Below are 12912 nucleotides of genomic sequence, written 5' to 3'. Positions count from 1 at the left end.
AGCGGCTGGTGCAGCTCCACAACCCGCTCCTTGAGCAACATCTACTAAATCTAAAAAGTTTCCTGTATTGTCAGAATTTTGATAAGGTAAAGCTGTAACCTGAATTGGATCAGCACAAACAGCACCATAATTAAGAGTGTTAAAGTTAAATGGTAAACTCCATTCACTTTCATTTCCTGGTGCACAAACATTTTGAACTGAAAATTGATATTGCGTATTAGGAGTTAAACTTCCTAAAATATAAGTCACCACATTTCCTGTAATAGAAATTCCAGTTGATGCCGCTGTTAATCCTACAACATTAGGTATTCCTGTAAATCCCTGTCCTAATACAACATATTCTAAATTCCATGTGGTTGATCCTGCTGGAATTGTCCAACCTAAAGTTGCACTTGTAGCTGTAGGGTTGGTAAAAGTCAGGTTTGATACTGGCAAACATTTAGAAACCACACTTATATCATCCAATCCCCATCTTTCACCCCAAGTTGTTGGAGTTGCGGTGACTTCTTTAACAAAAGCAATGTGTACATTTTGACCTACAGTAGCAATTGTTGTTGGAATATCAACTGTTTGCAATTTACAAGTATTATATCCATCAGGATTCATTTCATTCTCAGTGTAAGACTTTAGCTGAACATAAGCTGTCAATATACTTGGATCAGCATTAGTAGAAAGCATTACTTTATAAACAGTTCCTAAATCTTCTTGAAACGACTGACGAGTTGTGAATCGTACCTGAGCATTAGCTGGAACACTAAATTGCTTTGTTATTAAATAATCTTTTGAAGAATTTCCTGGCCCAATATTCTGTCTGTTGATAACAGCAGCATTAGAACCTGCACAAATTGCTGTAGCCGAATTGGTAGCAGCAAAAAGAGTGGTTCCTGAACCAGTGTGATAAGCATTCCAGCCTGTTGGTAAAGTCGTTGCCGAACCTTCAAATCCTTCTTGCGCTAATTGGCTATAGCCAAATAATGTGCAAAAAAACAGTATAAATACTAAAGTAATTTTTTTCATAATTATGAAAATTTAAAATGGTTGGTGGTTGTTTGTTTGATTTTTTTTTGAGAAAACCCAAATATATAAAATTATCGCAAAGTTGTGCTATAAAATTTGTTATAACCGACAAACTGCAACATTATAAGAGTAAATGCGTGTTTTTTTAACAAAAAAAAATGATTCCGTTGAATTTTTAGCAACACTTTTCAGGTTTTGTTATTAAAAAAACCAACTTGCCACAAAAATTGCAGTAATTACACAAATTACATCTACCAAAAGCATCGTTCCTAAAGCGTATCGAGTGTTTTTTATATTAACCGAACCAAAGTAAACCGCAATTACATAAAAAGTACTTTCGGCGCTACATTGAAAAATACTGCTCAGTCTTCCTGTCATCGAATCGGCACCAAATGTATTCATAGAATCTATTAAAAAACCGCGAGAACCAGCAGAACTAAAAGGACGAAGTAACGCAACTGGTAACGCATCTGTAATGTCTTTGCTTACACCCAAGTTGGAAAAAGCAAAGGCAATCCAATTGCTAATGATTTCAAATAATCCACTATTTCTAAACAGTGAAATGGCAACTAACATTCCCAAAACATACGGAAAAATAGTAACTCCTGTTTTTACACCATTATTTGCTCCTGTTACAAAAGCTTCATAAACTGTAGTATTTGCTTCTATAAATTTCTTTTCTTTTACAAATGATAAAATCAAAGTGAAAACAATTATTACTACCAAAATCAAAGCTGAAAGATTAGTAGTGAAATAGTTTTTGCCAATCAAATCTAATTGATTTACATACATCAACAATCCAATTATTGCTCCAATCATTCCCATTAATCCAGCAACCAAAGAGGCACTTTTGAAGTTGATTTTTTGTTTAATTCCAACTATTAAAAAAGCGGCAATTGTTCCAATAAAAGAAGTAATTATACAAGGCAACATAACATCTGCAGGATTTGCCGAACCAGCAGCAGCACGATAGCCAATGATTGAGGTTGCAATTAAAGTAAGTCCAGATGCGTGCAAACACATAAACATGATTTGTGCATCGCTAGCTTTGTCTTTTTCGGGATTTATTTCTTGTAAACTTTCCATAGCTTTTAATCCAAATGGTGTTGCAGCCGAATCTAATCCAAGAAAATTGGCAGCGAAATTCAATGTCATATAAGAAATTGATGGGTGATTTTTAGGAATACTAGGAAAGACTTTTACAAAAACTGGACTTAAAATCTTTGCCAATTTTTGTGAAGCACCTGAAATAATTAAAAGCTCCATTAATCCGCAGAAGAAGGCTAAATAGGCCATTAGAGGCAAAATCAAATCGAGCAAAGTGCTTTTACAAGTTGGTAATAAACCATCTGATTTTTGAACTCCACTATAAATTTTAACTACTTTATTTTTATAAACATAAGTAGTATCAATAGTAAGCGTATCGCGATTAATCACCATTGTTTTTTCAGGCGCTTTATCGATACTGTCTTTAATAAAAGCTGGTAATTCGGTTATATATTTTTCAGAAATTAGGATAGGATCATCTTTTTTTCCATTCAAAACATGATCAATTGTGTAACTGTTGCCAGTGAATAAACTGATAATAACAAATACAATTGATGAAATAAAAATAACTAACCAAAATCTACTTAATACCATGATTTATTTTTTTGTAAATATAAAATTTATTAAACTTGAAACGAAATTATTTTAAAAACCAATTATAGTTTACGACCTTTGAACAAACTTATTTTATGAAACTATTCGTAACAGGAATTGGAACTGATGTCGGAAAAACAGTAGCATCAACCATCCTAACACAAGCATTGGAAGCTGATTATTGGAAACCTATTCAAGCAGGTGATTTGGATAATTCTGATAGTCACAAAGTAAAATCCCAAATCTCAAATCCCAAATCTCAAATTTTTGAAAACAGTTATAAACTCAATACACCTGCGAGTCCACATTTAGCAGCTGCAATTGACGGAATCACAATTGATTTAAAAAAAATCATTGAACCAAAAACAAAAAATCATCTTGTAATTGAAGGCGCTGGAGGCGTTCTTGTTCCTTTAAACAAGGAAGATTGTATAATAGATTTGATTCAAAAAGATTACAAAGTCATCATTGTTTCTCGCCATTATTTGGGAAGTATCAATCACACTTTATTGACTTTTGAAGCTCTAAAATCAAGAAAGATTGAAGTTTCTGGAATTATTTTTTCTGGTGATGAAAATAAAGCTACCGAAGAAATAATTCTTTCTAAAACCAAAGCAAAATTCATAGGAAGAATAGATAACGAGCCTTATTTCGATCAAAATGTAATTCAATATTATGCTGATTTGTTTCGAGAAAATCTTTTAACATTATAAGAGAGGAGAAAATAGAATAAAGAAAATAGACTTAGTTATCTTTGCAAAAACATTTAGCGCTTAGTCTATATTCTATGCTCTATTTTCTATATTCTAATAAAAATGAATCTTTCACAACGAGACAAAAAACACAACTGGCATCCATACACACAACATAAAACAGTAGCCGATTTTCCTGCAATTGTAAAAGGAAAAGACGCATTGTTGTGGGATGAAAATGGTAAAGAATATATCGATGCCATCGCTTCGTGGTGGGTGAATCCTTTCGGACATTCCAACAAAGTTATGGCTGATGCTATTTATGAGCAATTAACTACTTTGGAACATGTTTTATTTGGAGGATTTACTCATAATAAAGCCGTAGAATTATCAGAAAAACTAATGGAAATTCTGCCTTCCAATCAACAGAAAATTTTCTATTCCGATAATGGTTCAACTGCAGTAGAAATAGCCATTAAAGTGGCTTTACAATACAATTATAACAAAGGAATAGTAAAAACTAAAGTCATCGCTTTTGAAGATGCTTTTCACGGTGACACTTTCGGAGCCATGGCTGCCAGCGGAATTACTTTTTTTACAGAAGCCTTCAAAGGTTCGCTTTTAGAAGTTGTTCGTATTCCGGTTCCGACTCAAGGCAACGAAGAACAAACTATAAAAGCTTTAGAAAATCTTGTAAAAACCAACGAATTTGCAGCGTTTATTTTTGAACCATTAGTACTTGGAGCCGCAGGAATGGTAATGTATTCGCCAGAAGTTTTAGATAAATTAATTGCTATTTGTAACCAAAATAACGTGTTCACGATTGCTGACGAAGTCATGACAGGTTTTGGTAAAACAGGAAAAACATTCGCCTCAGATTATCTAGAAAACAAACCCGATATGATGTGCTTGTCTAAAGCATTAACAGGCGGAACAATTCCAATGGCAATCACCACTTTTACTCAAGAAATCTTTGATGGATTTTATGATGACGACACCAACAAAGCTCTTTTTCACGGACATACATTTACTGCAAATCCAACAGGTTGTGCCGCAGCTTTGGCAAGTATTTCGTTATTACAAACTTCTGAAATTCAAGAAAATATAAATGAAATAAATCAAAGTCATTTGGCTTTTGAATCTAAAATAAAATCACATCCAAAAGTAAAAACCACACGAATTCTCGGAGTTATTTTTGCCCTCGAAATCAAAACCAATTCTCAAGAAAGTTATTACGGAACCATGCGCAACAAACTCTATAATTTCTTTATCGAAAACGGCATCATTTTGCGCCCAGTTGGAAACATTGTTTATATTTTGCCGCCTTATGTAATTTCCAAAAATCAATTAGAAAAAGTGTATCAAACAATCGAAAAAGCATTAGAAATAGTGTAATTTTGTAACTTAACCACAAAGGTCACAAAGAATGCACTAAGTGCGCTAAGCTTTGTGTTCATCGTGATTGCTTAGTGTGCTTAGTGGTTAAAATTTTACTATTGAAAACTAAAATCGCCATAACATCACTTGCATCCATTTCACCTTTAGGAAAAAATCCTGATGTTATTTGGCACAACTATCTTTCTGATGAAACCCTTATTTCAACCAAAGAATTCAACGGAAGCAATCAATATGTAGCCACAATTCCAGAAGAAATAAGACAAGAAATTGAAGAGTTACACAAAAGCGAAATCAAATACAAAGCTCTAGACGAAACCGTTTTACTTTCCATTTTAGTTTCGCGTCAAGCCATAAAAAATGCAGGTTGGAAAATCGGTGACGAATTCGGAATCAACATTGGTTCGTCTCGTGGCGCCACACAATTATTTGAAAAATACCACAAAGAATTTCTCGAAACTGGAAAAACGTCAACATTAGCATCGCCAACAACAACTCTTGGAAATATTTCGTCTTGGGTTGCACACGATTTGAAAAACAACGGCCCAGAAATTTCACATTCTATAACATGTTCCACTGCTTTACATGCCGTTTTAAATGCCGTTGCTTGGTTACAATCCGGAATGGCAAACAAGTTTTTAGTAGGCGGAAGCGAAGCACCTTTGACCGATTTCACTATTGCTCAGATGCACGCTTTAAAAATATATTCTAAAGAAACTTCCGAATGGGCTTGTAGAGCATTCGATTTTACAAAAATCAAAAACACTATGGTTCTTGGTGAAGGTGCCGCAGTTGCTTGTTTAGAAGTTGGAGAGAACCAAAACGCATTAGCTTACATAGAAGGAATTGGTTATGCAACAGACGATATTGAACACAACATTTCGATATCAGACGAAGCCAATTGCTTTCAAAAATCCATGAAAATGGCATTGCAAAACACCAATCTAGAAGAAGTTGACGCCATAGTAATGCACATGCCGGGAACTTTAAAAGGCGACACATCAGAATACAAAGCCATTCAAAAAGTATTTGGTCAAAACCATCCAATGTTAACCACCAATAAATGGAAAGTCGGCCACACTTTTGGCGCTTCCGGAATGTTAAATATGGAAATGGCTATTTTGATGATGCAACACAATCAATTCATTGAAGTTCCTTTTGCTGAAAAGCAATTTCCTAAAAAACAAATCAAAAAAGTGTTAATAAACGCAGTTGGTTTTGGTGGAAATGCGGTTAGCATTTTGTTAAGTAAAGAATTTTAGTTTCAAGTTGTAAACTGAAAATTATTTCTCCAATTCTTTTACTTTTTCATAAACGAGTTCACTTTCAAAACCTTTACGTAGTAAAAAGTCGCAAAACTTCTTTCTTTTTTTTAATGAATTTCGTTCATGCAAACTTTCCCAATTTCTTTCGGCTAGTTTATCAAATATTTCATTATATTCCTCTTCCGAAATTTCTTTTAAAGCGGTTGTAATATTACGTTGTGAAATGTTTCTGAATTTTAATTCGTTTACTATTCGTATTCTTCCCCAAGATTTTATTCTGTGTTTTCCTCTTGCAAATGAACAAGCAAAACGCTCTTCATTTAGGAAATTTTGGTTAATTAAATAACCGACAATTTCGTCAATTTCATTTTGTTTTTGACCTAAATCCCATAATTTTGAGACAACTTCTTTATGGCATCGTTCTTGATAAGCACAATAGGCTTCCAATTTTTTTTTTGCTTCTTCAAGAGTATAGGAAATTGGTTGATTCAAAATGGTTTTAATAAAGTTTGTTTCTTAATAATTTAATAACGCAAATGTATTGAATTTTACCAAATTAGATTTAGATTTGTAACCCCAAATCTTTTTTTAAATTACATTTTTAATTCATTTAATATGAAAACAAAGATATTATTTTTAGTTGCTTTTTTTACTTTAACATTTGGTTGGGGGCAAGCGATTTTACCTGTAACAAGAACAACTTGGGATACAACTCCAATTGGTTGGGCCGATAGTCCTCTTGACTCATATACGACTTCATTTGCTTGCTCAACGAGTAACGGTGCAAAGTTTGATACCACAGGCGATTCTAAAATTGTAAATATAAATGCTGCACCAGACCAACTAACATTTGTGGTCAAATCAAATGCTACTACTACTTCAAGCTTACTTGTTGAACAATCTAATGATGGTATAACATACACTACTATAGTGAATTTATCTACAACTACGGATTTACCAACAACCTGTACTACTAAAGGTCCATATGCTCTAAATGCTTCAACAAGGTATGTTCGTTGGACTTTTACTAAAGGGAGTCAAAATATGACAATGGACGACGTTAGTATAACTTCACTTTCGGCAACATCGACTATTACTACTTCAGCAATTACAGGTTCGCCTTTTTGTGTTGGAAATACAATAACTGCTACTGTGAATGTGCCTTTTACAATTTCTGGAACTTACAATGCAGGCAATGTTTTTACTGCTCAATTATCGGATGCAACAGGAAGTTTTGTTTCTCCAACTGTTATTGGTTCATTGACACAAACTACAGCTGGAACAATAGCAGCCATAATTCCTGCATCAATTCCTGCTGGTACTGGTTATAGGATAAGAGTTGTAGGTGATGATCCTGTTACAACCGGAACGCCAAACTCAGTAAATCTTACTGTCAATAATTTTGCTGCTCCAACAAGCTTAATTTCTACTTGCGGAAATGCAAGTTCTTCTTCAACTTGGACCAATCCTGCCTGTTTTGATCAAGTAATGCTTGTTGCAAAAGTTGGTGCTTTTACCGCAACATTACCAGTAGGTGACGGCACAGCATATACTCCAAATCTAGCATATGGTTCTGGAACATCTTTTGATGGAGGATTTGTAGTATATAAAGGCATTGTAGCATCTTCAGGAACAATAACTGGGCTAACAAATGGAAATTCATATTCTTTTAAAATTTTTGTTAGAAAAGGTACAACATGGTTAGCTGGTGGAACACAAACTTGTACTCCAGCAATTCCTCCATCTGCAGCTTCTGATTTAGTAATAACCGGGGTTTCTCCTTTAACAATTTCAAGTTTAATAAACAACAATGCTCCTTTGACTTCAGCAACTGGAGTTGAAGTTTTACGTTTTATTTTGCGAGATGGTGGTGCAACTAATGATACTGATATATTACCAACAACTTTGACGGCATTTACAATTGCCCAATCAGCAACTAATAACGTTGGTACTTGGTCTGATGCAATTAATACAATTGAGCTTTTTGACGGAACAACTCGTTTAGCAGCGGGAACAGTTTCTGCAACACAAATTCAATTTTCTGGTCTAAATATTACTGCTTCAGATGATGACCATACTTCAAAAGTTTTGTCTTTGCGAATGTCATTAAAATGTCCTCTTGGAGCAGATGCTTTTGACAATGAGGATTTTGGCTTTTCAATTGCAAATACAAATGTGACTTTTGATCCGTCAGGTTCTAATAAAACAACTTTTACTGCTGTTGTTAATCCAAATAACACTAACGTAATTAATGTTATCTCAACTCAGCTTCTTTTTGGAACTCAACCAACAACAACAAGTGTTGGATCATCAATGGGTGTAGCAGTTACCGTTATAGCAACAGATAATTGTGGAAATGTTGATACTAATTTTACTTCAGCAATAAGTATAACGAGTTCAGGCACTATGACAGGTGAACCAATTTCTATAAATGCTGTAGCAGGAGTTTCAACATATATTGGATTAACGCATACTATAGATGGATTAGGTTTAACTCTTACAGCTTCATCAGGTTCACTAACTTTAGCAACTAGTAATCCTTTTAACATAACAATTGCCACACAATTTACTAAAGGTGATTTTGCAGTTTTAGGGTTAAATTCAAATGTAGCATCATGTACACCTGCTCCGAGTGGATATTCAAATGGAGATGATGAGGTCAGTTTTATTACTTTTAAAGATATTCAAAATGGAGATTATTTTTATATGACTGATAACGGTTTTGAAAGAGCTAATGCATTACAATGGGGAGATACTGAAGGTGTTTATCAAATAACCCGAAATGGAAGTACTATTCCTGCTGGAACCGTTATTACTTTTCGTTTTTTAAATAATGCTCCATTTGTGGAGTTTAATTCACCTGATTCAAATTGGGCCTTTACAAAAGCTCCAGGTTTTACAGGAAGCCTTGTCTTAAACACAAATGGTGACCAACTTTTCTTCATGCAAGGTGGATCTTGGAGTAATCCAGGTGCTGCTCATGATGCAGTTTATACTCCAGGAACATTTCTATTTGCGTTTAACACAAATACTTCTTGGACTTCTTTTGCAAATTCAACACAACAGTCTGGTTTACCTTTAGAATTAAGGTGTTTCAGCATGCTTCCTGGAGCTGCAACTGATTTTATTGAATACACTGGTCCATTGACTCCTGCTTCTAAAACCGATTGGATTTCTAGAATTAATGATCCTTTAAATTGGACAAATAGATTAAATTGTGATGGGTACACACGAATGCACGTAGGTCAAACGTATTTACTTAGTGTTGGAACACCTCTTTTACCAGGTGTATGGACAGGTAGAGATAATACAAACTGGTTTGATTGTGGGAACTGGCATAATCTAGAAGTTCCCAAGGCTACTGATGATGTAAATCTAAATATTACTTATGCAACATCAAACATTGCTTCTATTGTTAGTACTGCTCCAGGAGCTAGCGATTATAGCGGTATAGCTAAATGTAATAATTTAACAATTGGTGCAAAAGAAGTACAAATTATTTCAAGTTCAAATAACAAACTTGAAGTTAATGGAAATTTAACTATTAATGCTTCAGGAACATTAAATATGGATGATTTGGTGAATGGAACTCCTGATGGTCAAATTTATGTAAAAGGAAATTGGACAAACAGTAGAGATGAAACTTTCTTTAAAGAAGGTGAGGGTACTGTTCATTTTAACGGAACTATAGCTCAAACTAGTGTTTGTGCTGGCGGAACACCTGAAAATTATTTTAATGTAAATTTAGCAAATCCTTTCAATTTTACTTCTGATGATTTTACTTCTGATTTAATTGCAAAAGGAAGTCTAACCTTATCAAATGGGTCAGATTTAACTGTAAAAACAGGGCATTATACTTTATCAGCAAAAAATTTAACAATTGGAATAAATAGTATTTTAGAAATTGAAGATGGTGCTTCTTTAACTCAAACCGATGACACAGGAATTGTCACAAATAATGGAACCATAAATGTAAACAAGAAAAGCACTCCTTATGTTCAATATGACTATACCTTTTGGTCATCGCCAATTGTAGGTGAAACAATTGGTAGTGTTTTTGCAACAAATCCTGCAAATTATAGATTTAGTTTTGACACGTCTAAATTTTTGGATATTTATAATTATAATACAGTCTTAGGTGATACAGGTTTCCCGCAGTTACAAGGTGTTCCCGACTCTTTTGATGATAGTGGAGATGATTGGGTTGTAGAAGCAGGAACAAATGTTGTAACACCGGGAAGAGGCTATTCTATAATGGGACTAACTGCAGATGGACCAACTGGACAATCAGTAGTTTTTAATGCAAATGGTGTAGCAGGAAAATTAAATAATGGTTTAGTTAATGTAAGTGTTTCACAAGACTTATACAATGCTTCTAGCATGAATGTTTCATCAACAGCAAATGCAGCTCACACAAACAATAACCTAATAGGAAATCCTTATGCATCAGCAATAGATTTGGTTGAACTAAAAGCAGATAACCCAATATTAACTGGAACTTTTTATTTTTGGACACATAAAACTTCAATTTCAACAAGTAATCCTGGTCCTTGGTTGTATAACTTCACAAACGATGATTATGTAACTTACACAGTAGGAACTGGCGGTAGTGCTAGCAGTTGTTCTGGTTGTCCTGTTCCTGATAGATATGTTGATTCTTGCCAAGGTTTTTATGCAAATGTTACTGGCAACGGAACCGTAACTTTCAATAATTCGCAACGTGTTACTGGAAACAATAACGCTTTTTACAGAAATACCTCAAACAATAATAATAAAATTTGGTTGAACTTTAATGCTTCAACTGGTGAATCTCGTCAGATTTTAGTAGGATTCTTGGAAAATGCTGAAGATGATTACAATCCTTATTATGATGGTGCAAGATTGGAAAATGGTGAGAATTTTGACTTTTTCTCTTTCATTCCAACCAATCCTGACATGCGATTGGCGGTTCAAGGAATGAGTTCTTTTGATTCTGGAAAAATTGTGCCTCTTGGAGTTGAAATCACTCAAGCAGGAACACATTCAATTTCTATTGATCATACCGAAGGAACTTTTGAAAATGGACAATCAATTTATCTTCAAGATAATTTAACTAATACAACTCACGATTTTGATAATGGTCCTTATGTTTTTGAAAGTGAAATAGGTAGCGCAATAAACAATCGTTTTGTATTAAAGTTCACAAACAGTTCATTAGGAACTGAAAATTTTGATTATACAAATAGTATTTCCGTTTATAGTAAAGATAAACAACAAGTTACTATTAATTCTTTGGTAGATAAAATGTCTGAAGTTACAATCTTTGATATTCTTGGAAGAGAAATTGTTTCAAAGAACAATCTTAAAGACAATGAAATCACTTTCACTAATTTGAACATTTCTAATCAAATAGTAATTGTTAAAATTAAACTTGAAAATGGTTCGATAATAACTCGAAAAATTAGAGTCTAAAAAAAATATGTGAAATGAAAAACGCCCAAACTTTAATTAGCTTGGGCGTTTTATTTTTGATAAAATTCTTTTATTTCTTACTAATTGAAGCCTCTAAATTACGCTCAATCTTATGTTCAGGTCTTGTCCATTTTGGTTTTTCTCCTAAAGATTGGAATTGGGAATCTTCTGCTTCAACTGTTTTGGGTTGCATTAGTTTGATGAATGGTTTTTGTGGCATTAAACCAAGAGTTTCAAACATTTTCATATCTTCATTCACATCTGGATTTGGAGTTGTCAAAAGTTTATCTCCTGCAAAAATTGAATTTGCTCCTGCAAAGAAACACATTGCTTGTCCTTCTCTACTCATTTCTGTTCTTCCAGCAGAAAGTCTAACTTGTGTGTCTGGCATAACAATTCGAGTGGTTGCCACCATTCTAATCATTTCCCATATTTCAACAGGTTTTTCATTTTCCATTGGAGTACCTTCAACTGCAACAAGTGCGTTTATCGGAACTGATTCTGGTTGCGGATTTAATGTTGATAAAGCCACTAACATACCTGCTCTATCTTCTATACTTTCACCCATTCCTATAATTCCACCACTACAAACGGTTACATTGGTTTTTCTAACATTATCTATCGTTTGCAATCTGTCTTCAAAACCACGAGTCGAAATTACTTCTTTATAATATTCTTCTGAAGTATCTAAATTATGGTTGTATGCATAAAGTCCAGCTTCGGCTAATCGTTGCGCTTGATTTTCGGTAAGCATTCCTAGCGTACAACAAACTTCCATATCCAATTTATTGATAGTACGAACCATTTCAAGAACTTGATCAAATTCTGGTCCGTCTTTTACATTTCTCCAAGCCGCACCCATGCATACACGAGAAGAACCGCTTGATTTGGCTCGTAAAGCCTGTGCTTTTACCTGATTAACACTCATTAAATCATTACCTTCTATATCTGTATGATATCTTGCTGCTTGCGGACAATAGCCACAATCTTCGGGGCAACCACCAGTTTTTATAGATAATAAAGTAGAAACTTGAACCACATTTGGGTCGTGATTTTCTCTATGAATTGTTGCAGCTTCGTACATCAAATCCATTAAAGGTTTGTTGTAAATAGCTATAATTTCTTCTTTTGTCCAGTTATGTCTTGGCGTATTCATATAATTTAAAACTTTTTTTCAAAAATACTAAAATGTTTTGTAGCACATTGAATTAATTTAGTTTTAATTTTAAACATAATCTTCATTTAACCCTTTTTTCAACCTCCAAAATTGAACATTAATATATGAAACTATAAGTATTGAGGCAATTCCTTCAATAAAAAGAGCAAATGAATATTGAACAATTGATAAGTCGCCTCCAAGTAAAAAAGATTTTGATAGTTTTTTTATATATTCTTCTCCGCCATTAATATTTAAGTAAACCAACAAACCAATTATCCCAAGTGAAATACCT

Annotated in this window: 8 protein-coding genes and 1 pseudogene; 4 read left to right on the top strand and 5 right to left on the bottom strand. The window is 33.9% G+C overall.

The genetic code is table 11. The annotated features are described in order from the left end of the window. Both O9267_RS14440 and O9267_RS14435 read right to left on the bottom strand, forming a co-directional pair. On the bottom strand, positions 1-1017 hold a 1017-nt coding region (locus O9267_RS14440; RefSeq protein ID WP_298180806.1), incomplete at its 3' end, for a choice-of-anchor J domain-containing protein. A 201-nt stretch (positions 1018-1218) separates the two neighbouring features. Continuing rightward, positions 1219-2658: a nucleoside recognition domain-containing protein gene (locus O9267_RS14435; protein ID WP_298180804.1), complete on the bottom strand. Its 1440-nt coding sequence runs from the start codon at positions 2656-2658 to the stop codon at positions 1219-1221. Positions 2659-2753: 95 nt separating this feature from the next. Here O9267_RS14435 and bioD point away from each other — a divergent pair, with 95 nt between their 5' ends. From bioD to O9267_RS14420, 3 genes are all read left to right on the top strand, one after another. Further along, the gene (gene bioD, locus O9267_RS14430; protein WP_298180802.1) at positions 2754-3371 is read left to right on the top strand and encodes a dethiobiotin synthase; all 618 of its coding nucleotides are present in this window, start codon (positions 2754-2756) and stop codon (positions 3369-3371) included. Positions 3372-3473: 102 nt separating this feature from the next. Beyond that, complete coding sequence (gene bioA, locus O9267_RS14425; protein ID WP_298180801.1) at positions 3474-4745, top strand: adenosylmethionine--8-amino-7-oxononanoate transaminase; 1272 nt, start codon at positions 3474-3476, stop codon at positions 4743-4745. Positions 4746-4846: 101 nt separating this feature from the next. Then, on the top strand, positions 4847-6007 hold the full coding sequence (locus O9267_RS14420; RefSeq protein ID WP_298180799.1) for a beta-ketoacyl synthase N-terminal-like domain-containing protein: 1161 nt from the start codon (positions 4847-4849) through the stop codon (positions 6005-6007). Between the two features lie 21 nt (positions 6008-6028). On the opposite strand, the gene O9267_RS14415 is transcribed toward O9267_RS14420, so the two are convergent. Further along, positions 6029-6502: a regulatory protein RecX gene (locus O9267_RS14415; RefSeq protein ID WP_298180797.1), complete on the bottom strand. Its 474-nt coding sequence runs from the start codon at positions 6500-6502 to the stop codon at positions 6029-6031. A gap of 123 nt (positions 6503-6625) precedes the next feature. On the opposite strand from O9267_RS14415, the gene O9267_RS14410 reads away from it, so the two are divergent. Further along, positions 6626-11461, top strand: a complete 4836-nt coding sequence (locus tag O9267_RS14410; protein ID WP_298180795.1) for a T9SS sorting signal type C domain-containing protein — start codon at positions 6626-6628, stop codon at positions 11459-11461. A 70-nt stretch (positions 11462-11531) separates the two neighbouring features. Here the strand turns inward: O9267_RS14410 and bioB are convergent, their stop codons facing one another. Together bioB and O9267_RS14400 are read right to left on the bottom strand one after the other, a co-directional pair. Beyond that, positions 11532-12617, bottom strand: coding sequence for a biotin synthase BioB (gene bioB, locus O9267_RS14405; RefSeq protein WP_298180793.1), 1086 nt, complete (start codon positions 12615-12617; stop codon positions 11532-11534). A gap of 69 nt (positions 12618-12686) precedes the next feature. Continuing rightward, positions 12687-12912 (bottom strand): annotated as a pseudogene (locus O9267_RS14400) (hypothetical protein); the annotation flags it as partial.

Origin of the sequence: Flavobacterium sp. (assembly GCF_027531705.1) — a bacterium.
Classification (GTDB): domain Bacteria; phylum Bacteroidota; class Bacteroidia; order Flavobacteriales; family Flavobacteriaceae; genus Flavobacterium.
The sequence above is the reverse complement of the archived record's forward strand: the minus strand, read 5'-3'. Positions and strand labels throughout refer to the sequence as shown.